This window comes from Xanthomonas sp. NCPPB 2933, from assembly GCF_056725225.1.
Genome location: NZ_CM161518.1, coordinates 4,326,047 through 4,345,664, shown reverse-complemented (window position 1 = coordinate 4,345,664; position 19,618 = coordinate 4,326,047). Strand labels below are relative to the sequence as shown.

The 19,618-nt window shown below is 64.9% G+C and carries 20 protein-coding genes; 9 read left to right on the top strand and 11 right to left on the bottom strand.

Going from position 1 to position 19,618, the window contains the following annotated elements; translation table 11 throughout:
* Positions 1–101: 101 nt before the first annotated feature.
* Genes AC1PLU_RS18290 through AC1PLU_RS18280 form a run of 3 tightly spaced genes read right to left on the bottom strand, consistent with a single transcriptional unit; the run spans position 102 to position 2,185 of the window.
* Positions 102–1,010 carry a histone deacetylase family protein gene (locus AC1PLU_RS18290; protein ID WP_023902941.1) on the bottom strand — a complete coding sequence of 303 codons (909 nt, stop codon included), beginning with the start codon at positions 1,008–1,010 and terminating at the stop codon, positions 102–104.
* Positions 1,011–1,047: 37 nt separating this feature from the next.
* Complete coding sequence (locus AC1PLU_RS18285; protein ID WP_255086860.1) at positions 1,048–1,605, bottom strand: cob(I)yrinic acid a,c-diamide adenosyltransferase; 558 nt, start codon at positions 1,603–1,605, stop codon at positions 1,048–1,050.
* Between the two features lies 1 nt (position 1,606).
* Entirely contained in the window at positions 1,607–2,185 is a 579-nt protein-coding gene (locus AC1PLU_RS18280; RefSeq protein WP_255086861.1) for a hypothetical protein, read from the bottom strand.
* 129 nt (positions 2,186–2,314) lie between these two features.
* Between AC1PLU_RS18280 and ubiH the strand changes: the two genes are divergently transcribed.
* The 5 genes from ubiH (at position 2,315) to AC1PLU_RS18255 (ending at position 7,210) form a co-directional block, all read left to right on the top strand.
* Positions 2,315–3,523 carry a 2-octaprenyl-6-methoxyphenyl hydroxylase gene (gene ubiH, locus AC1PLU_RS18275; protein WP_255086863.1) on the top strand — a complete coding sequence of 403 codons (1,209 nt, stop codon included), beginning with the start codon at positions 2,315–2,317 and terminating at the stop codon, positions 3,521–3,523.
* Entirely contained in the window at positions 3,520–4,701 is a 1,182-nt protein-coding gene (locus AC1PLU_RS18270; protein ID WP_255086864.1) for a UbiH/UbiF family hydroxylase, read from the top strand. The genes ubiH and AC1PLU_RS18270 overlap by 4 nt, the downstream gene beginning before the upstream one ends.
* Positions 4,702–4,803: 102 nt before the next feature.
* Positions 4,804–5,523: an alpha/beta fold hydrolase gene (locus AC1PLU_RS18265; protein ID WP_481106919.1), complete on the top strand. Its 720-nt coding sequence runs from the start codon at positions 4,804–4,806 to the stop codon at positions 5,521–5,523.
* A 112-nt stretch (positions 5,524–5,635) separates the two neighbouring features.
* Positions 5,636–6,067, top strand: coding sequence for a nuclear transport factor 2 family protein (locus AC1PLU_RS18260; RefSeq protein ID WP_023902946.1), 432 nt, complete (start codon positions 5,636–5,638; stop codon positions 6,065–6,067).
* A 114-nt stretch (positions 6,068–6,181) separates the two neighbouring features.
* Complete coding sequence (locus tag AC1PLU_RS18255) at positions 6,182–7,210, top strand: SphA family protein (RefSeq protein ID WP_481106918.1); 1,029 nt, start codon at positions 6,182–6,184, stop codon at positions 7,208–7,210.
* Positions 7,211–7,385: 175 nt separating this feature from the next.
* On the opposite strand, the gene AC1PLU_RS18250 is transcribed toward AC1PLU_RS18255, so the two are convergent.
* The gene (locus tag AC1PLU_RS18250) at positions 7,386–8,060 is read right to left on the bottom strand and encodes a GntR family transcriptional regulator (protein ID WP_023902948.1); all 675 of its coding nucleotides are present in this window, start codon (positions 8,058–8,060) and stop codon (positions 7,386–7,388) included.
* Positions 8,061–8,295: 235 nt separating this feature from the next.
* Here AC1PLU_RS18250 and AC1PLU_RS18245 point away from each other — a divergent pair, with 235 nt between their 5' ends.
* From AC1PLU_RS18245 to AC1PLU_RS18235, 3 genes are all read left to right on the top strand, one after another.
* Positions 8,296–9,192: a gallate dioxygenase gene (locus tag AC1PLU_RS18245; protein WP_128416603.1), complete on the top strand. Its 897-nt coding sequence runs from the start codon at positions 8,296–8,298 to the stop codon at positions 9,190–9,192.
* A gap of 10 nt (positions 9,193–9,202) precedes the next feature.
* Positions 9,203–9,562, top strand: a complete 360-nt coding sequence (locus AC1PLU_RS18240) for a protocatechuate 4,5-dioxygenase alpha chain (protein WP_023902950.1) — start codon at positions 9,203–9,205, stop codon at positions 9,560–9,562.
* A gap of 66 nt (positions 9,563–9,628) precedes the next feature.
* Positions 9,629–10,630 carry a LysR substrate-binding domain-containing protein gene (locus AC1PLU_RS18235; RefSeq protein ID WP_043888995.1) on the top strand — a complete coding sequence of 334 codons (1,002 nt, stop codon included), beginning with the start codon at positions 9,629–9,631 and terminating at the stop codon, positions 10,628–10,630.
* Positions 10,631–10,813: 183 nt separating this feature from the next.
* On the opposite strand, the gene AC1PLU_RS18230 is transcribed toward AC1PLU_RS18235, so the two are convergent.
* From AC1PLU_RS18230 to AC1PLU_RS18200, 7 genes are all read right to left on the bottom strand, one after another.
* Positions 10,814–12,292: an AMP-binding protein gene (locus AC1PLU_RS18230; RefSeq protein WP_481106917.1), complete on the bottom strand. Its 1,479-nt coding sequence runs from the start codon at positions 12,290–12,292 to the stop codon at positions 10,814–10,816.
* 147 nt (positions 12,293–12,439) lie between these two features.
* Complete coding sequence (locus tag AC1PLU_RS18225; RefSeq protein ID WP_481106916.1) at positions 12,440–13,909, bottom strand: aldehyde dehydrogenase; 1,470 nt, start codon at positions 13,907–13,909, stop codon at positions 12,440–12,442.
* Positions 13,910–13,992: 83 nt separating this feature from the next.
* Positions 13,993–14,820 (bottom strand): p-hydroxycinnamoyl CoA hydratase/lyase, encoded by an 828-nt coding sequence (locus AC1PLU_RS18220; RefSeq protein WP_006449020.1) that lies wholly within the window; start codon positions 14,818–14,820, stop codon positions 13,993–13,995.
* Between the two features lie 34 nt (positions 14,821–14,854).
* Positions 14,855–15,328, bottom strand: coding sequence for a MarR family winged helix-turn-helix transcriptional regulator (locus tag AC1PLU_RS18215; protein WP_006449019.1), 474 nt, complete (start codon positions 15,326–15,328; stop codon positions 14,855–14,857).
* A gap of 603 nt (positions 15,329–15,931) precedes the next feature.
* On the bottom strand, positions 15,932–16,330 hold the full coding sequence (locus AC1PLU_RS18210; RefSeq protein ID WP_229010751.1) for an EF-hand domain-containing protein: 399 nt from the start codon (positions 16,328–16,330) through the stop codon (positions 15,932–15,934).
* A gap of 144 nt (positions 16,331–16,474) precedes the next feature.
* Entirely contained in the window at positions 16,475–17,197 is a 723-nt protein-coding gene (locus AC1PLU_RS18205) for a hypothetical protein (protein WP_023902956.1), read from the bottom strand.
* Positions 17,198–17,279: 82 nt separating this feature from the next.
* On the bottom strand, positions 17,280–18,182 hold the full coding sequence (locus AC1PLU_RS18200; RefSeq protein WP_481106915.1) for an SMP-30/gluconolactonase/LRE family protein: 903 nt from the start codon (positions 18,180–18,182) through the stop codon (positions 17,280–17,282).
* Positions 18,183–18,445: 263 nt separating this feature from the next.
* Between AC1PLU_RS18200 and AC1PLU_RS18195 the strand changes: the two genes are divergently transcribed.
* A complete protein-coding gene (locus tag AC1PLU_RS18195; RefSeq protein ID WP_481093460.1) occupies positions 18,446–19,555 on the top strand; it encodes a Gfo/Idh/MocA family protein in 1,110 nt (369 codons plus the stop codon).
* Positions 19,556–19,618 lie beyond the last annotated feature (63 nt).

Genomic DNA, 19,618 nt, shown 5'->3' with positions numbered 1-19,618 from the left:
ACTAGCTTGCCGTATACCCCGCATGGGGGCAATGAAAAGCCCCAGCATCGGGAGGGCGAGGTTCATCGCAATGGGTGGCGCGACCAACGCGCCGTTGGGGTTCAACGCAGTGCGGCCACGTGCGCCACGCTGCTCTCGCGCAAGGCTTGCAGGTCGTAGCCGCCCTCCAGCATGGAGACGACGCGGCCGCGCGCATGCCGTTCGGCCAGGGTGCGCAAGGCACGGGTCAGCCAGGCAAAATCGTCGGCGTCGAGCATCAGATCGGCAAGCGGATCGCGCAGATGCGCATCGAAGCCGGCAGAGATCAGGATCAGTTGCGGGCGGAAGGCGTCGATCAGCGGCAGCATCTCGTCTTCCCACACGTTGCGGAAGCGCAACCCGTCGCTGCCCGGTGGCAGCAGCAGGTTGTGGATGTTGCCGAGGCCGCGTTCATAGACGCTGCCCGAGTGCGGATACAGCCCGGACTGGTGGGTGCTGAGGTATTGCACGGTCGGATCGCGCTCGAAGATCGCCTGCGTGCCGTTGCCGTGGTGGACGTCGAAATCCACGATGGTGATGCGTTCCAGCCCATGTCGGTCGCGCGCGTGGGCGGCGGCCAGGGCGATGTTGTTGAACAGGCAAAAACCCATCGACACCTGCCCGGTGGCGTGGTGGCCGGGCGGGCGGACCGCGCAGAACGCGGTGCGGGTGAGGTCGTGCATGACCGCGTCCACGGCCGCGATGCCGGCACCTGCCGCGCGCAAGGCGGCCGCGCGCGAGCCGGGCGACATCACGGTGTCCACATCGAGCCGGTGATGGCCTTCGAAGGCGGTTTCCAGCACCGCATCGACCTGTTCGCGCTCGTGCACCCGGCACAGGTCGCCGAGCTTGGCCAGCGGCGCCTCGCGCCAGTCCAGATCCGGGAAGGCGTCGCGCAGGGCATCGACCACCGCTTCCAGACGGGCGGGGCGCTCGGGATGCTCGGGGCCGGCGTCGTGGCCGAGGCAGGCGGGATGGGTAAAGACCAACATGGGGCAAATCTAGCCTGTCCGCCGTGCCATGTGCATGTCAGCCGCGCCGGCGGTCGTGCCGCCAAAGCACTTCCTGCTGGCCATCGGCACGCGCCAGCACGCGGGCGAGTACGAACAGCAGGTCGGACAGGCGGTTCAAATAGCCGATCGCCTCGCTGCGCACTTCCTCCTGACGCGACAGCGCGATGGTCTCGCGCTCGGCCCGGCGCACGATGGTGCGGGCCAGATGGCAGCGTGCGGCCGCTTCGCCACCGGCCGGCAGGATGAATTCCTGCAGCGGGGGAAGCGTGTCGTTGAAGTGGTCGAGCTGACGCTCCAGCGCCTCGATATCGGCGGCGTCGATCGCTGCGTGCCCGGGGATGCACAGCTCGCCACCCAGATCGAACAGTTGGTGCTGGATGGTCGTCAGCAGCGCGGCGATCGGCTCCGGCACGCCCGGGGCGGCCAGCAATACGCCGATGGCCGAATTGGCTTCGTCTACGGTGCCGTAGGCAGTGACGCGCAGCGCGTCCTTGCCGGTGCGGCTGCCGTCGCCCAGGCCGGTGCTGCCGTCGTCGCCGGTGCGCGTATAGATGCGTGAGAGCCGGTTGCCCATCTCAGCCGGCCTGGGTCTGGCCGTGCGCGCTGGTCAGGCGCTCGGCGGCGACCTGGATCACTGCGGCCGCCACAACGTAGAGCGCGGCGCTGCGCAGGTAAGGACCCAGCCAGTCGGTGTAGTTCTTGAACCAGCCGGCGACGGTCGGCTCGGCCACGCTGGCGCTGATCCAGTAGAAGCTGCCCTGGGCGATCAGCTGGCACAGCGCCACGGCGATCAGCAATGCAGGCACCAGCCTGCCCAGCGCGCTCCACTCGGCGCCATGGTAATGCCGGCGCAGCCAAACGCCACCGGCCCACAGCGCGAAATACGCCGGGATCAGGCACCAGTAAGCGGGCGACACGCAGTAGTGCTGCCAGAAGCTCAGGCCCTGGTTGGTGATCACCAGCCAGTCCACCGCCACCGCCAGCAGCATCAGCAGCGGGAACGCCAGTTTGCTACGCGCGGCCAGATGGAATCCGCCAATGAAGAACACCGCCCAGGACGCGTCCGGGACCGGCGCGAAGTGGTTGATCCGCGTGGCCGCCATCGCAATGGCGAGCAGGCTCAAAATCAGGGTGTCGTGCGAGCGAGGAGTCATGCGCGAAAGGAGCCGGATCACAGGCCCGGGAGTGTAGCGTGGAACCTGCCGCGCCACGCGCGCCTGGCGCGTCAAGCTGTCCCACCCGATCACGCCAACAGGCCATGGGCGAAGGCTTATCATGTGGGGATGACACACCTACATGACGTTCTGATCGTTGGCGGCGGCCTGGTCGGCTCCAGCCTGGCGATCGCGCTGGACCGCATCGGCCTGGATGTCGGGCTGGTGGAAGCCACCCCGGCCGGCACTCCGCCAGCGGTGTTCGACCAACGTAACCTCAGTTTTGCCGCCGCCACCGTCAACGCGCTCGGCGTACTTGGGGTGATGGCCAAGCTGCGCAGCCCGCCGGGGCCGATCCGGCGCATCCATGTCAGCCGCGCCGGCGACTTTGGCCGGGTGCAGCTGGACGCCGCCGACTACGGGCGCGACAGCTTCGGCCAAGTGGTGGTGGCGCGCGACTTCGGTGACGCCTTGCAGGCACGCCTGGACGAATTGACCCATCTACGCCGTTATCGCCCGGCGCGTTGCATCGGGGTCGAACCGGTGCAGGACGGCCTGCGCGCACTGCGCCTGTCCACCGATGAAGGCGAGCAGCTTGTGCGGGCCAGGCTGGTGGTCGGCGCCGATGGCCGCGACAGCGCAGTGCGCGAGCTGCTGCATATCGGCAGCGACGCGCACGACTTTTTCCAGACCCTGTTCGTGGCGCGGGTGCGTGCCTCTCGACCACCGGATGGCACCGCGTGGGAACGCTTCGGCGAGCACGGGCCAACCGCATTACTGCCGCGCGGCGACCGACATTACGGTGCTATTCATTGCGTGGCGCGTGCCGACGCCGAGGCGGTGGCTGCGCTCGACGAGGCAGGCTGGCTGGCCCGCCTGCAGCGCGCAGCCGGCTGGCGCGCCGGGCGTTTTGTCGCCAGCGGCGAGCGCAGCGCGTATCCGTTGGTGCAGGTGCTGGCGACCAACCTGGTGGCCGAGCGCGTGGTGCTGATCGGCAATGCGGCGCAGACGCTGCACCCGATCGGCGCACAAGGCTTCAACCTCGGCTTGCGCGATGCGCTGACGCTGGCCGAATTGATCGAACACGATCGCAGCGATGCCGGTGCCGGCGCGCTGTTGAACGAGTATCTGGCGCGTCGGCGCGTGGACCGCGAACAGACCATCGGGTTTTCCAGCGGATTGGCACGACTCACCGGCAATCCGGCGCCGTTGCTGCAGCTGTTGCGCAGTCTCGGGCTGCTGGCCACCTCGCAGGCGGCACCGCTGCAATCGATGCTGGTCGGCGGGGCAATGGGCTTCCGTGGCGATGTGCCGCAGTTGTGCCGGGGGATCGCATGAGCCGCCGTGGCATGCGCGATGCGTTGATCGTCGGCGGTGGCGTGGTCGGTGCCGCCTGCGCGCTGGCCCTGGCCGATGCGGGCTTGAGCGTCGTTCTAGTCGAAGGCCGTGAGCCTGCGCGGTGGCGCGCAGAGCAACCCGATCTGCGCGTGTACGCCTTTGCCGCTGACAATGCCGCTCTGCTGGAGAGCCTGGGCGTGTGGAAGGCCGTGCGCGCCGCACGTGTGCAGCCGTACCGGCGCATGCGGGTCTGGGACGCAGGCGGTGGCGGCGAATTGAGCTTCGATGCCGACACGCTGGGCCGCGAACAACTTGGCTGGATCGTCGAACACGCGTTGCTGGTCGATCGCCTGTGGGCCGCCGTGCATGCCGCAGGCATCGCAGTGCATTGCCCGGCGCGCGTGACCGAGCTGGAGCAGGACGCAAGCAGCGTGCGCCTGCGCCTGGATGACGGCAGCCGGCTGGAGGCGGCGATTGCGATTGCTGCCGATGGCGCGGCATCCACGTTGCGCGAGTTGACCGGCCTGCCGGTGGCGCGGCATGCCTATGCACAGCGAGGCGTGGTGGCGTTCGTGGAGACCGATGAGCCGCATCACTCCACCGCCTGGCAGCGCTTTTTGCCCACCGGCCCGCTGGCATTTCTGCCGTTCGCCGATGGCCGCAGTTCGATCGTGTGGACCTTGCCGGATGCCGAAGCCGAGCGCGTGTTGGCACTCGACGATGCCGACTTCTCGCGCGAGTTGACCCAGGCCTTTGCCGCGCGACTGGGCGACGTGCGGGTGGTGTCTGCGCGCGCGGCATTTCCGCTGCAGCGGCAGTTGGTGGAGCAATACGTCAGCGGCCGCGTGCTGACCTTGGGCGACGCCGCACACGTGGTGCATCCGCTGGCCGGGCAGGGCGTCAACCTGGGCCTGCGCGATGTGGCGGCGTTGCGCGATGAGGTGCGCAACGCGCTTGCAAAGCGCGCCGACTGGGCCGCACCACATCGCCTGCAGCGCTGGGCACGCACGCGGCGCAGCGAAAACACCGTTGCCGCGTACGGCTTCGACGCGATCAACACGGTGTTCTCCAACGACGAGATGCATCTGACCCTGCTGCGTGGCGCGGTGCTGGGGGCGGCGGGCAAGCTCCCGCCGTTGGTGGACCTGTTGTGGAAACGCGCGTCCGGCAACGCGTGAGCGCACCGCGCTGACGGTCTGCTGGCCGCTATGTTCCAGCGTTAATAGCGAAGGCCGCAGTTTCCATACGACGGACGCGCCCGGGCTGGCTACAGTCGGGCCATGACCTCCGCCGTTTCCGCACGACTCACCCCGCCGCTGCTCCTGCTGAGCGGGCTGCTGTGTGACGCCAGCATCTGGGACGCGCAACGTGCGGCGCTGGCGGACATCGCCGAGGTGCGCGTGCTCGATTTCCCGGGCATCGAAAGCGTGCAGCAGATGGCTGCACAGGCATTGGCCGCGGCGCCTGACCAGTTTGCGCTGGCCGGTCATTCGATGGGCGGCCGGGTGGCGCTGGAGATCGTGCGGCAGGCGCCGGAGCGCGTGCAGCGCCTGGCGCTGCTGGACACCGGCGTGCATCCGGCGCACGCGCAGGAGCATGCGCAGCGTGGTGCGCTCGTGGAGCTGGCGCGCCGCGACGGCATGCAGGCGCTGGCCCGCCAGTGGTTGCCGCCGATGCTGCACCCCGACCGCCACGACGACGCCGAACTGATGCAGGCACTGGTCGCCATGGTCATGCGGCAGACCCCGCAGAGCTATGCCGCCCAGGTGACCGCGCTACTGCATCGGCCCGATGCCGCGCCCGTGCTGGCGCAGGTGCATTGCCCGACGCTGCTTGGCGTTGGCCGGCAAGACAGCTGGAGTCCGCTGGAACGTCATCAGGACATGGCGCGGCAGATCCCGCACGCGCAGCTGGTGGTGTTCGAGCACAGCGGGCATATGACGCCGGTGGAAGCGCCTGCTGCGGTCAGTGCCGCGCTGCGCGATTGGCTGGCTGCATGACCACCGTCTCCCCGTGCGGCGTCACACCCATCGGCTCGCGAATGCACGTTGGCTGACGTCAGCGTCGCCCGCCACTTTTTCTCGTATCACCCATTGTCAGTGAGGCCACCGCGTGTCCCCAGACGCTTCGATCATCGTTGCTTGCGAACAGCTGATCCGCCGGTTCGCCTTGCACAACGATCGCCATGAACATGACGCACTGGCTGCGTTGTTCACCGCAGATGGCGTCTTTGCAAGGCCTAGCGCACCAGACGCGCCCGTGCATGGGCGCGAGGCGATCCGCGAGGCATTCCGTGCACGGGCGCCGCGTAGTACCTGCCATCTCATGCTCAATACCCTGGTCAGCGTGCACTCAGACGCATTGGCCCATGCACACAGCTACGTGGTGCTGTACAGCGCACCACAGGCCACCGCGCCGCCGCCGTGGACCGCACAGGCGCCGGCATTGATTGGCACGTTCGACGATGTGCTGGTGCGCCAGGACGACCACTGGCTGTTCAAACAACGCCTCGGCGCATTGCTGGTGCGCGTGGAAGCGCACTAGACACCCACCACCGCTGTTCAACGTTGCCCCGGCGAACCCGGGTGGCATCGCACCACTGCTCCTCCCCCCCTGTCGCGTTGCCTCAATCGCCCATCCTTATCGGAGAATCGCCTAGTGGAACGCGCACGCTTGTCTGTTGGTCGTCGTCCTTCATCGTCCCGGTCGCGCCGCCAGCATGCGGGCAGGCTGGCCCTCTTGCTTGGCACGCTGGCACCGGCGGTCGTCCTCGCGCAGGCAGCGCCCGACACAGTGGCCATGCCGCAGGGCATCAACCTGGGCGGCACCAGTTTCATGGATGGCTTCGGCTCCACCACGCCGGGCTGGACGGTGCTGGAATACCTGCGTTACTACGACTTGAACACGATCAAGAATGCGCGCGGGGATAACTCGCCTGCGTTTCGCGACCCGCAGGTCGGGGTCAGCGCCTTACTGACCCAGTTGATCTATGTGACGCCGTATTCGCTGGGGCGCGGTTCGCTGAGTTTCAACACCATCATCCCGCTGGTGAACTACGACACCTCGTTCGCAGCCGACAGCCCGGTGCGATTGAGCAGCAATGGATTTGGAATGGGCGATATTTCGTTCGGTCCGGCGCTGCAGATGCCGCCGGTCATGCGGGACGGGCGTGTGTTCTTCTTTCAGCGCTTTGCGCTGGATCTGTTCGCACCGGTCGGCAAGTTCGATCGCGATACTGCCATCAACCAGGGCACCGGCTTTTGGTCGATCGCACCGCACTGGGCATTCACGGTGCAGCCCACCGATAACTGGGAAATCAGTGCGCGCATCAACTATCTCTACAATTTCCGCACCGACCGTGCCGGTGGCGTGCCGCCGATCCCGGGCTTTCGGTTTCGCAATGGCCAGGCCGGCGACGCGGTCTGGGTCAACTTTGCCAGCTCGGTGAAAGTGAGCGAGCAACTGCGCGTGGGTGTGAACGGCTATTTCCTGCAGCAGCTCAAAGACAACCGGACCAATGGCACGCGCGTGGCGGACAGCAAGCGCATGCAGCTGTATCTGGGGCCCGGGCTCTCATGGCGCGTGGATGCAAAGAACCTGTTCAACCTCAACCTTTACATCCCGCTGGACGTGGAGAATTCGGTCGCCGGTAACAGCGTGAACCTGATGTACGTGCATTCGTTGTAGTGCGGCCCAACGGCGTGCATGCGGGCGCAAAGTCGGCATGCACGTGACGTGCAGCGCGGGAGTGACGTGAGTCGCACTGCGCGCTTGCGCAACGCAAGGGAGCAGACGCGCGTGAGTGTTGACGTCGGCTGGCTTCGCGGTTTGGCTGCGCTGAAAACGCAACCAAGCCGCAGAGTTACATCCCCATGCTGTGCCGCTGCGTGTTGGCATGCTCGCGGAACAACAGTTCGGCGCGCGCGCCGTCGCGTTGCTCAATGGCGGTGACAATCGCGCCATGTTGGCGGTGGCCGTAGAACAGATCGTCGTAGGCCAGCGTCGGCGAGCGTTGCCCGAACACCACGTTGGTGGGGCTGACAAACGGTACCAGCGTGCAGCGGTCCACCGTCTCAATCAGGATCGGTTTGTCGGCCGCCATCACGATCATGCGGTGGAACCGCGCGTTCATGTCGCCGTAGGCCAGCTCGTCGCTGGCATCCAGGGTGCGCTTTGCCAGGATGCGGTCACCCTCGTCCAGGCAGGCATGCAGGGCGGCGAGCAGGTCGGCAGAGGCGCCTTGTTCGGCCACGGCGCGTGCGGCCATACCTTCCATCAACGCCCGGACCGCCAGCGCGTCCAGGCTCTCCTGCTGGCTGAAACGCCGCACCGCATAACCGCGGTTGCCCGTCTGTACCAGCAGGCCCTCCTGGCACAGCGCCGGCAGTGCCTGCCGGATGGGGGTGCGGGAAATGGCCAGACGCTCGGCCAAGGCCGCTTCGGTGATGCGTTCGCCCGGGGCAAAGGTGCCGCACAGGATCAATTCGCGTAGTTGCTGGACCGCTTGCAATCGGTGGTTGTTCGCCATTGGCTCCATTCTCTCGCGCCGTACCGCAGCGCACGTTCCTTCGAGCGGGGAAACTTGCAATTACTTGTATAAAAACCTTGCGGATGAGAACGCTTGATGGCAATTTGGATCCCAAGGATACCGTTTTGGCGGTCCGGAGTCGTTGTCCTTCCTTCTTTGGGATCCATTGCGTCGCTGATCCCGACTCAACCAATGACGCGCGTTTGGCCCCAAAAGCGGCCGGCCCGCGTCGCAGGAGTGCAACATGGCAAGCATCATCGGCGGCATCGGAACCTCGCACGTTCCCACCATCGGGGTGGCCTACGACAAGGGCAAGCAGCAGGATCCGCTCTGGAAGCCGCTGTTCGACGGTTACACACCGGTGGCCGCCTGGTTGGCCGAACAACAGGCCGACGTGCTGGTGTTCTTCTACAACGACCATTGCACGACCTTCTTCTTCGATCTGTACCCGACCTTCGCACTGGGCATCGGCGAGCGCTTTCCGGTCGCCGACGAAGGCGCGGGGCTGCGCAATCTGCCGCCGATCCGCGGCGATGTGCAGCTGCAGGCGCATATCGCCGAATGTCTGGTCAACGACGAATTCGACCTGACCGTGTTCCAGGACAAGCCGATCGACCACGGCTGCGCGGCGCCATTGCCACTGCTGTGGCCGCACGTGCCGGACTGGCCGGGCACGGTGGTGCCGATCGCCATCAACGTGCTGCAGTACCCGCTGCCGACCGCGCGCCGCTGCTACCGCCTGGGCCAGGCCGTGCGCCGCGCGATCGAATCCTATCCGGAAGATCTCAAGGTGGTGGTGGTGGGCACCGGCGGGCTCTCGCATCAGATCCATGGCGAACGCACCGGCTTCAACAACACCGAGTGGGACATGGAATTTCTGGATCGCTTCCAGCATGCGCCGGAAACGCTGACCGAGTTGACCCACACCGATTACGTGCGCCTGGGCGGTGCCGAGAGCGTGGAGCAGATCATGTGGCTGGCGATGCGTGGTGCTCTGGACGGGCCGATCCGCAAGCTGCATCAGAACTACTACCTGATGACCACCACTGCGATGACCGTGGTGCTGTACGAGCCTGGCGAAGAAGCCGCCGGCGCGCTGCGCTCGGCAGAGTTGCTCGCACACACCGCGAACGCGGCATGAGGACCTGACGATGAATCCGCAAGTACAGGGCATGGAGCAGATTGGCGGCACCTATGTGTTCGATCTGCGCACCAGCAACCGCGCGCTGCGCATCAATCGTTTTTTCTGGCACATGATCCGCGCCCCTTGGCGCGATCGTTTTTTGCAGGATGCCGAAACGCTGATGCAGGAAGCCGAGCTCACCGAACAGGAAAAAGCGCTGATCCGTGCGCGCGACTGGCTCGGCCTGGTGCAGTATGGCGCCAATTTTTTTGTGATCGAGAAATTTGCACGCGTGGTGCGTATGACCAATCTGCAGGTTTACGCCATCATGCGCGGCGAATCTTTCGAAGACTTCATGCAGACGCGGCGTGTGCCCGATGCACGCTGATCTGCACGCGTCGGCCCTGTGCCGCAGCGCGGCTTCACCCGACTTCCCAAACGTAAGGTCCTCCCCATGACCATGTCCTCTGTGTTCTTCGAACACCGCATCAAGGTCCGGCATCTACGTGTCATCGAGGCGCTGGACCGGCAAAAAAGCCTGTTGCGCGCCTCACGCGTATTGAACGTCACCCAGCCCGCATTAACGCGCGCCCTGCAGGAGATCGAAGAGATCGTCGGCGCGCCGTTGTTCGAGCGCCATTCGCGCGGTGTGCGCCCCAACGCGATGGGCGAGGTGCTGGTACAGACCGCGCATGTCGTTCTTGGCCAGCTACGGCGTGCGCAAGATACCTTCGAGGGTCTGCTGCAGGACGATGCGCTCACCATCACCGTGGGCGCATTGCCGGTGGCGGCAAGCGGATTATTGCCGGCCGTGCTGGCCGCGTTGTACCGCGCCGAGCCAACGTTGCGGGTGCGCCTGCTGCACGGCCGCACCGACGAGTTGCTGCCCAAGCTGGCCGGCAACGAGATCGACCTGGTCGTGGGTCGGCTGTATCCGCTGGCTCGTTACGATGCGCTGATCCGCAAGGTGCTGTACCAGGATCCGATCGCCTTGGTCGCGCGCAGCGATCACCCCTTGTTTGCCAACGGCCCGGTGCGCATTGCTGAAGCCGCGGCCTATCGACAGGTGCTGCCGACGTTGAGCCAGCATGTGGAGCGCGACGTGGCCCAGGTGATGCGCGAACACGGCCTGGCCACGCGCGATCAGTTGCGTTCCAGCTCGGCCAGTTTCACCCGCGAGATTTTGCTCGGCACCGACAGCATTGCGGTGATGCCGAGCATGATGGTGGCCGGCGATATCGCACGTGGCGAGCTGCGCGCGTTCCAGCTGCAGCAGCCCTCGCAGGCGCGCGCAGGCGGAGTGATCTACCGCGATGGCGCAGCGATCCATAAACCCGGCGTGCGCTTGTTGATGCGCGAGCTGGAGCACCAGTTGGGGGTGATGGCCGAGCAGGGTGCGGTGTGGGTGGATGAGCAGATCGGCGAAGACGATATGCTGCTGGACGCGTCTGCGTAATCGACTGAAAGTGCCGTGGTAAGGGCTTGATGCGTGCTGTCGATTACTGCGCTGTGGGTCTGATTCAAGCGAACAACGGGTAGCCCAGGCTGCCCGTTTTGTTGTGCGCGGCCAAGTCGTCCGCATCCGGCCGCTGAATTGATGGCTTGAAGATGGCTGGGCGCAGCACGCGCCCAACGCATGTCACGCCTCATTCGCCAATGCCTCTTTCAAACGCCCCTTCTGCAATTTGCCGGTCGCGGTGCGTGGCAGCGTCTCGACGACGCGCAGGTGTTTGGGCACCTTGTACTTGGCCAGGCGTTCGACCAGATAGGCGCGGATCTGGTCTAGATCCGGTGCCTCATCGGTGGGCACGATTGCCAGGTAACCGACTTCGCCCCACTGCTGGTCGGCGATGCCCACCACCGCGCATTCGCGCACTTGCGGATGCTCGGCGAGCACGGCTTCGATTTCTGCCGGATAGACGTTCTCGCCGCCGGAAATGAACATGTCTTTCTTGCGGTCGACGACCCAGAAAAAACCATCTGCATCGCGCTGCACGATGTCGCCGCTGCGGAACCAGCCGTGCTCATCGAGCGCCTCGGCGCTTGCCTGCGGGTCGCGCCAATAGCCGGGGCTGAGATTTGGCCCGCGCAGCAACAGCTCGCCGGGGACACCGGCCGGGCAGTCGTTGCCATCGCCATCGACCACGCGCGTCTGCACCGCCGGTGTCGAAATGCCGACCGCGCCGAGCTTGTTGCGGATCACCGCGCAGTCCACCGACATACCGAATACCGTACCGGCCTCGCTCATGCCGAAACCGCACACCATCGGGATGCCGTCATCCAACCAGCCGAGCAGATCCTCGCTGGCATGTGGCGCGCCGCCGCTGACCAGCGCGGTCAGGTGACGCAACGAGGCCGCATCGAAACCGGGCTGGCTGCGGAAGGCCTGCATCATCTGCGGCACGCCGACGTAATGCGTGATTCCCAGCGATTGATCGCTCAGCCAGCCCAGGGTACGTTTTGGTTCGAAGCCGCTGGACACCTGGATCGAGCCGCCGACGGCCAATACCGGGCGCACATTGGTGACCAGACCGATGATATGGAACATCGGCGCCTCGCACAGAAAGCTGCTGGTCGCATCCACGCGGGTGGTGACGCCGAAGTTGTGCGCCACCTGCTGCAGATTCTGCTCGCTCAGCATCACGCCTTTGGGCTGGCCGGAGGTGCCGGAGGTGAACAGGATCAGGCTGACGCGATCGGGCGGAATCGGCGCGGTGTCGGCGGGTTCGCGTGCGTTGGCCTCTTCGATGAAGTCGATCAGCGGCACGACATCGGCGCGCCCGGCGGCGACGTCATCGCCTAAAAAAAGCCTCGGCTCGGCACGCTGTAACAAGGCATCCAGCTCTGCCGCACTCAATCGCCAGTTGAGCGGCACGTAGATCGCGCCGACCCGCCCGCAGGCAAAATGCAGCGCTACCTGCCAGACCGAATTGCGTGCCAGCACCGCGACGCGTTCGCCATCCGCACAGCCGCGCGCTTGCAGCAACGCGGCGAAGCAGCCGATCAACGCATCGAGTTCGGCGTAGGTCCATTGCACGCCGAGCAACAGGTCGCGTGCGGCGAGCGTGTGTGGCGCAAGACGGGCGTGAAAAGCGATCGAGTCGGTCGGCATGGTCATGGCGCGGTCTTCCGGAGTGCGGAGTTGGGGAGTGACTGGCGTGAGTGCGACTGCTGAGAGCTGAAGGTTGAACGTGGCTGACAGAGGTGGCCAACAGAACGTAGCGAGCGTTTATGTAGCGGACGCGTCGTTGTGTCGATGGACGCTCTAACTGAGATAAATGGTCCTGGTTTCAAGAAATGCGTGCAGGCCTTCGATACCGCCTTCGCGGCCGATACCGGAATTCTTGAACCCACCGAATGGCATCTCGATATCCACCCACATGCCATTGATGCAATGGCTGCCGCTGCGCACACGGCGTGCGATGCGATACGCGCGCTCGGGATCTTCGCTGTAGACCGTGCCGTGCAGACCGAAGTCACTGGCATTGACCTTGGCGATCAGGTCGGCGTCGTCGTGATAATCGATAAAGCTGACCACCGGGCCGAAGATCTCTTCGCGAGCGATTGTCATGTCCGGTGTCACTTCGGCAAATACCGTTGGCTCGATAAAGAAACCGCGCGGCAAGTGCGCCGGACGACCGCCACCCATGACCAGGCGCGCACCCTCGGCGCTGCCTTGCGCGATGTAGGACTGCACGCGCTCGAGCTGGCGGCCAAGCGCCAACGGGCCCATGCCGGTATCGGCGGCGAACGGGTCGCCGAGCTTGAGCGCACTCAATGCCGCGCAATAGGCCTGCAGGATCTCTTCGCGCCGCTGCGCCGGCACCAGCACGCGAGTGAGCGCGAAGCACACCTGGCCGGTGATCGGCATGGAGTAGGGCACCAGGCTGGGCAGCACCTTGGCCAGATCGGCATCGTCGAGCACGATCGCTGCGGATTTGCCGCCCAGCTCCAGCCCGCACCGTGCCAACCGCTGCGCGCAGGCAATGCCGATCGCTCGGCCCGCCTGGGTGGAACCGGTAAAGCTCACCTTGTCCACCTGCGGATGACCGATCAGTTGTTCGCCGACCTCGCGACCGGCCGGCAACAGATTGAACACGCCATCGGGGACACCGGCGGCGCTGATGCATTCAGCCAGGATGTAGGCATCGATCGGTGTTTCCGGGGAGGGCTTGGCCACCACCGTGCAACCGGCGGCTAATGCGGCGGCGACCTTGTAGCAGAGCAGCACCAATGGGGCGTTCCATGGCGTGATCGCCGCGACCACGCCGACCGGTTCCTGCACGACATGCACGCGGCCACCGTTGGCGCGTGTACGCGGCTCCACGAACGGATGGGTGGCGATCAGGTCGCCGTAGTAATCGAACAGGCCGGGCGCTTGCTGCGAGGCGCGGCGGCTGAAGCCGATGGTGGCGCCGACCTGGCCGGTCCAGGCCTCGGCCAGTTCCGGCATGCGTGCACGCAGGTGTTCGGCAATGCGCTTGAGCACCACGCCACGTTCGGGCGGCGACAGCTGTGGCCAGGGGCCGGTGTCGAACGCGGCACGCGCAGCAGCGACTGCCGCATCGGTATCGGCAGAGGAGGGTTCGGTGTAACGCAGCAGGCGCTCTTCGGTGTGCGGCGCGATCACATCGACATGGCGATCGCCGGTGCTGGCGCGCCACTGACCATCGATGAACAGACCCAACGGCCCACGCGCGGCAATCCCGCGCAGGGTTGCGGACAAGGCTTCCATACTGCCTCCTCGGTGCGAAAAACCACTGGCAGCGCCAGCGATGCGTGTTGTGCACGCATCGCGCCAGGCGCCGTAGGCGTTACTCAGGCGCTGTTTTTAGTGAGGTCGTATTCGCCCAGGCCGGGCTTGTAGCTCTTTTCGTCGATGAACTGACGGATGCCTTCCTTGCGGGCGTTGTTGTCGAAGGAATTGGCTGCTTCCTGCATGCGCACCAGATAGTCTTCGGCTTCGTCGTAGGTCATGGTGCCGACGCGGCGCACTGCATCTTTTGCGTATTTCAGTGCGACCGGGTTTTTCTTGAGCAGCAGCTCGGCCACTTCGCGCGTACGCGTTTCCAACCGTTCCAGTGGCACGCTTTCGTTGACCAGGCGCCATTCGGCAGCTTTCTTGCCGTCCACCATTTCGCCGGTCAGCGTCATCCACATCGCATCGCGCATGGACAGCAATTCCACCGCGACCTTGGTGACGCCGCCGCCGGGCAGGATGCCCCAGTTGATTTCAGACAGGCCAAACTGCGCTTCATCGGCGGCAATCGCCAGATCGCAGGCGAACAGCGGGCCGAAACCGCCGCCGAAGCACCAGCCGTTGACCATGGCGATGGTCGGCTTCTGGTACCAGCGCAGGCGGCGAAACCAGCCGTAGGATTCGCGCTGCGAGCGGCGTACGCCACGCAGGCCCTGGGCTTCGGTTTCGCGGAAATATTCCTTCAGGTCCATGCCGGCCGACCAGGCGGTGCCTTCGCCACCGAGCACCAGTACGCCGACGTTGTCGTCGAATTCCAGCTCGTCCAGCACATCCATCATGCGGCGATTGAGCGCCGGGCTCATCGCATTGCGCTTGTCGGGGCGTGCAAACTTCACCCAGGCAATGCGGTTTTCGATGCGGACCGATACCACGTCATGCTCGTTCAAGCGGCGTCTCCTTGGAGTCGTAATGGTGCGGGGATCAGAGTTCTTCGGTCAGCGCGGTGTCTGCCACGCCGGCCCGTTCCAGTGCGGCGCTGGCGTTCAATTTGCACAGCAGGCGCAGCAGTGTTTGTCGCTCGGAGGCCTGCAGATCGCTGCAGGTGCGCTCGACCGCGCGCGCCAGGCAGGCCTGCGCCATGGCAAGCGTGCGTTCGCCCGATGGCGTGAGATACAGGCCCTTGCTGCGCCGGTCGCGACCGGCCAGGCGTTCGATCAGGCCTTGCTCGGCCAGCAGGTTGGCGATCTTCATACCGGCGGCGCGATTGACCAGCAGGCGGTTACCGAGTTCGGTCTGGTCGCAGCCGGGCTGGTCGCGGATATGGATCAACGCGGTGACGCGCGCCGGGGTGAGTTGCAGCTCGGCCAGCTCCTGGCGCGCGGCATGGCTGGACGCCAATGCGGCCAGTTGCAGTTGGTAGCCAAGGTCTGCGGCAAGTGCCAGGCGAGCGGTCATCGATCCATCCAAATTGTATCCGTTAAATACAATCTAGCCGACCAAAGCGGGCGCTGCAAGAGGCAAATGCGACGACAAACGAAGCGCGGTGCGCGATGGCGTAGCGGCGGCGTGTTGGCACGTGTAGAGCGACTGATCTTTGGCCTGGCTGCAAGGTCATTGCCCGCCCAGCATCGCGGGACCTGCTGCAGGTACGTCCATCTAGGCAAATGCGATGACAAACGAAGCGTGGTGCGCGATGGCGTAGTGTCGGTGTGTTGGCTCGTGTGAGCGACTGATCTGCAGGCTGGCTGCAGGGTCCTTGCCCGCCCACCCTCGCGGGACACGCCGCAAGTACGTCCATGTAGGCTCTTACGCGGCATCCATGCCGCGTAAGGTCCCGCGACGGTGGGCGGGCAAGGACCAGTGGAGGTGGTCGGTGAGCTTGGTTGCGAGCAGTGTGCGTTTTGCGGCCGTTCGATGAGGTGCGGTCGATCGGTCCTTTCGATCCGAACAAGGCCACTTCCATTTTCGACATCACACCAGCCGTCAACGAAGGCTCGTGTGGCCAAACACTTGCAGCTATCGCTACGGCGTTTGGCAGTTTTTGTTGGTCGCTCTTGGTTACTGGATCAACCAGCCGGCGAGTTGTTCGCGGGTCAGGTGGCCGCTATGGCGCGTGTCTAGCGCATCGAATTCGTCGGCCAGCGCGGGGTTGGCCTGCGCTTCGGCGCGGCTGATGCGGCCGTCGCCATCGGTATCCATCGCCTGAAAGTCGATGCGGTAGCTGCCGACCACGCTGCTGGGTTGAATCGAACGCACGATCACGCTGGATTCGCCGCGTGGGCGCTCCAACTGAGTCTGGTGGGTGACGTCGCCGCTGGACAGCGGCTGGGTGCGAATGACGTTGGGAACGTCGACCAGCGGCATGCTGCTGGCGGGTGTGGGCGTCTGTTGCGCGAAAGCGTTGCTGCCCAAAAGCAGCAAGATGGTCGTTACGGTGATGCGGGTGGTGATGGTCATCAGATCCCCCTGATGTGGAACAGCCCGCAAGTCTAGAACGTGTGGCGCCCCTTGCGAGGATCTGCGTTGGTGATGAGCCATGATGCATGGCGTGTCGCCACGGTGATCGCGCGCCACCGGGGGACACGCCACTGTGCGTCCTGCTCAGCCAGGAATGAACGGGAACACGATCTTTAACAGACCCTTCAAGCCGCCCTCGGCGGTGCTGGCCACGGCCTTGGCACCGAGACTGTTGAGTGCGCGCCGCACGTCTTCCCACCGCAGTTGCGCGATGTCCTTCTTCAACAGATCCCCCACTTCTTCAGCGGTGGGCGTGAGCTTTTGCAGTTCACGCACGGTGGCCTGCGGATCCGGCTGCAGATAACCCCAGCGTTCGGCGATCTTCAGCAGCGTGTCGAAGCGCACCGCAACCACTTCGCGATTGCGCTCGTACACCGGCAGGGCGCCGACATCGAGAATGGCCTGCTCGAATTGCTGCGCATCATCCGGGTGTTCGATACGCACCGCCAGAAATCCTTCCTTGCGGCTGCGTTCGCTGACGTGCTTGGCACCGGAGCGCAGATTGTCTTCGGTGAGCACGTTGGCGACGATGCGCTGCATCGCCGCGTCGCCCTCTTCGGGCACCAGCGAGCGCCAGCGCGCATAGCCGTCGCGGCGCAAGGCCTTGACCTTGGCCGAGGTCACCCGCAGGTGTAATGCGACCATCGCGTTGGAGCTGTTGCGCGAGATGGCGCCGTCGCGTTCTAGCAGCACGAAGATAAGCAATTCCAGATCGCGCTTGGTCAGCGACTGGAAACCCTGCAGCAGGGTCAGGCGCAGGAATTCGTTGCCGAAGGCGGCTGCGTCCTTGAGTTCGATCGGTTGCATGGGGGAGTCCTCTACAGGTGATCTGCAGGATGCCAGGACGCTGTTGCGCGACCTGAGAACCAATGCGACGCGGGCAGCAGTTTCAGCGTCCGGTTTCGCGCCCCGGGCGATCGGATCTGAACGTTTCAACTGCGCCGCGATCCTGCAAGGTGACGAACACCTGTTTGCCATCTTTGCCGCCGAACGCGACATTGCTGGCCTTGCGGCCTTTCAGTGCGACCGTACGCAGCAACTTGCCCTGTGGCGAGACAACCGCAATCTGCCCGGCGTCGTAGCGGCCGATGTAGAGATTGCCGTCGGCATCGCAACGCATGCCGTCCATGCCGAAGTCGGGGAATTGGATCAGCAGGCGTTTGTTGCGCAATGCGCCGTCGACGCGGTCGTACACCCACACTTTGCGCGACATGCTTTCGTTGACGTAGAGATGCTTGCCGTCGGGGCTGACGTCCAGCCCGTTGGGCGTGGTCATGCCGGCTTCCAGTAATTGCACGACGCCCTCGCGACTGATCTGCCACAGGCGCCCGCTGTTGTCCTTCCAGTTCGGGTCGCTTGCATAGAAACTGCCATCGGGTGCGAGTGCCAGATCGTTGGGGCCATCGGCGTCGGGCAGCGCGGCGAAGGTGCTCACTGCGCGCGTTTGCATGTTCACGCGCAGAATTTTATGGCCGGTGTAATCGGCCACATACATCACGCCGTCGCGGAAGCGGATGCCATTACCGGTGCTGCCTTCGGGCAAGGTCACAAAGACCTCGGCTTTTGCGCTGCCATCGGCGTGCAAGACGATGCGTGCGATGGTGCCGTCCTTGCCCAGATTCACCGCATAGAGCGCGCCATCTGGCCCGGCTGCTGGACCCTCGGCGTTATGTGTGAAGGCGCCATCGCCGATCAGGTCGCGCGCAACGAAGGGCGCATCGGCGGCAATCGCCAGCGAGCTGGACAACAGCAATGCCAAGGGAAGGAAACGACGGCGTGCGACAGCGATCATGCGGCATGCTCCGGATGGGATCGTTGGCAGTGTGCCAGAACGTGCGCAGCGACCATGGCGGTGATCATGCACGATCAAGTAAGGTGCCCGGGCAGCATTGGCCGACGGCGACCAGTTTCACGATGGCGCCCACCTTCGGGTGGCGCGATCGGGACGCGGTGCGGCATGTATCCGCTGGCACTCCGGTTTGGGTGCGTCGTCGTCAGATGACGATTGCGCGCGCTGGCTGTGTCAGCCGCTCTCATCTTGCGAAGGAGGTTTGCATGTCCGTGGAATCGATCACACGTCGCCGTTTGCTCGCCGCTTTCGGCAGTGCAGGCATTCTGCTTGCTGCGCCTGGCTGGGCATTGCCGAAGAAAAAGCCGGGCAAGCCGCTCAATGTGGCGTTGGCCGGCCTGGGCAGTTATGCCAGCGAACAACTCGCGCCGGGTCTGGCATTGACCAAACATTGCAAACTGGCCGGCATCGTCACCGGCACTCCCTCGAAGATTCCGCAGTGGCAGGCCAAGTACGGCATCGCCGATCGCAACGTCTACAACTACGAGAACTTCGATCGCATCGCCGACAACGACGAGATCGACGTGGTGTACATCGTCACGCCAACCCATCTGCATGCGCCGCTGACCTTGCGCGCCGCGGCGGCCGGCAAGCATGTGTGGTGCGAAAAGCCGATGGCGATGCATGCCGGCGAATGCGAGGCCATGATCAAGGCCTGCAAGCGCAACAAGGTGGCATTGACGATCGGCTACCGCATGCAGCACGAGCCCAATACGCGTCGCCTGATTGCGATGGCTGGCGAAAAGCCGTTCGGCGCGATGCAGCGTGTGCGTGCCGAGGCCGGTTACAACGGTTATCACGATGCGACCAAGGCCGATCGTCCGTGGCGGTTGCGTTCGCAATTCGGCGGCGGTGCGATGTACGACATGGGTGTGTATCCGCTCAATGCCGCTCGCTACACGGTGGGCACCGAACCACTTGCGGTGACGGCCAAGCGCTGGACCGATCGTCCCGACCTATTCGACGAAGTCGACGAGCATATGGACTTCACCCTGGAATTCCCCAATGCGGTGCGCGCCGAGTGCAAGACCAGCTTCGGCAAAAACATGAATGTGCTGCGCGCCGAGTGCGAGCGCGGTTGGTACGAGCTGTCGCCGTTCCAGAGCTATCAGGGCGTGACCGGCAAGGCCAGCGACGGACGCGTGTTCGACGCCAAGGTGCCGCACCAGCAGGCGTTGCAAATGGATGAAGACGCACTGGCGATCATCAACGGCACGCCGCTGCGTGCGCCCGGTGAAGAAGGCCTGCGCGACATCCGCATCGTCGATGCGATCTACCGCTCGGCACGCGAGGGCAGCAAGCGGATCGTGCTGTGATCGCGCCTCGCTTCGTCAATCGACGGGGCAGGCCCGCCTGAGCCAAGCGAGCAGGCTGGCGCG

Excerpts from the sequence above, each read along its gene's own strand:
- AC1PLU_RS18290 (WP_023902941.1), bottom strand. The coding sequence starts at position 1,010 with ATGTTGGTCTTTACCCATCCCGCCTGCCTCGGCCACGACGCCGGCCCC.
- AC1PLU_RS18285 (WP_255086860.1), bottom strand. The coding sequence starts at position 1,605 with ATGGGCAACCGGCTCTCACGCATCTATACGCGCACCGGCGACGACGGC.
- AC1PLU_RS18280 (WP_255086861.1), bottom strand. The coding sequence starts at position 2,185 with ATGACTCCTCGCTCGCACGACACCCTGATTTTGAGCCTGCTCGCCATT.
- ubiH (WP_255086863.1), top strand. The coding sequence starts at position 2,315 with ATGACACACCTACATGACGTTCTGATCGTTGGCGGCGGCCTGGTCGGC.
- AC1PLU_RS18270 (WP_255086864.1), top strand. The coding sequence starts at position 3,520 with ATGAGCCGCCGTGGCATGCGCGATGCGTTGATCGTCGGCGGTGGCGTG.
- AC1PLU_RS18265 (WP_481106919.1), top strand. The coding sequence starts at position 4,804 with ATGACCTCCGCCGTTTCCGCACGACTCACCCCGCCGCTGCTCCTGCTG.
- AC1PLU_RS18250 (WP_023902948.1), bottom strand. The coding sequence starts at position 8,060 with ATGGAGCCAATGGCGAACAACCACCGATTGCAAGCGGTCCAGCAACTA.
- AC1PLU_RS18245 (WP_128416603.1), top strand. The coding sequence starts at position 8,296 with ATGGCAAGCATCATCGGCGGCATCGGAACCTCGCACGTTCCCACCATC.
- AC1PLU_RS18240 (WP_023902950.1), top strand. The coding sequence starts at position 9,203 with ATGAATCCGCAAGTACAGGGCATGGAGCAGATTGGCGGCACCTATGTG.
- AC1PLU_RS18235 (WP_043888995.1), top strand. The coding sequence starts at position 9,629 with ATGACCATGTCCTCTGTGTTCTTCGAACACCGCATCAAGGTCCGGCAT.
- AC1PLU_RS18230 (WP_481106917.1), bottom strand. The coding sequence starts at position 12,292 with ATGACCATGCCGACCGACTCGATCGCTTTTCACGCCCGTCTTGCGCCA.
- AC1PLU_RS18225 (WP_481106916.1), bottom strand. The coding sequence starts at position 13,909 with ATGGAAGCCTTGTCCGCAACCCTGCGCGGGATTGCCGCGCGTGGGCCG.
- AC1PLU_RS18215 (WP_006449019.1), bottom strand. The coding sequence starts at position 15,328 with ATGACCGCTCGCCTGGCACTTGCCGCAGACCTTGGCTACCAACTGCAA.
- AC1PLU_RS18210 (WP_229010751.1), bottom strand. The coding sequence starts at position 16,330 with ATGACCATCACCACCCGCATCACCGTAACGACCATCTTGCTGCTTTTG.
- AC1PLU_RS18205 (WP_023902956.1), bottom strand. The coding sequence starts at position 17,197 with ATGCAACCGATCGAACTCAAGGACGCAGCCGCCTTCGGCAACGAATTC.
- AC1PLU_RS18200 (WP_481106915.1), bottom strand. The coding sequence starts at position 18,182 with ATGATCGCTGTCGCACGCCGTCGTTTCCTTCCCTTGGCATTGCTGTTG.
- AC1PLU_RS18195 (WP_481093460.1), top strand. The coding sequence starts at position 18,446 with ATGTCCGTGGAATCGATCACACGTCGCCGTTTGCTCGCCGCTTTCGGC.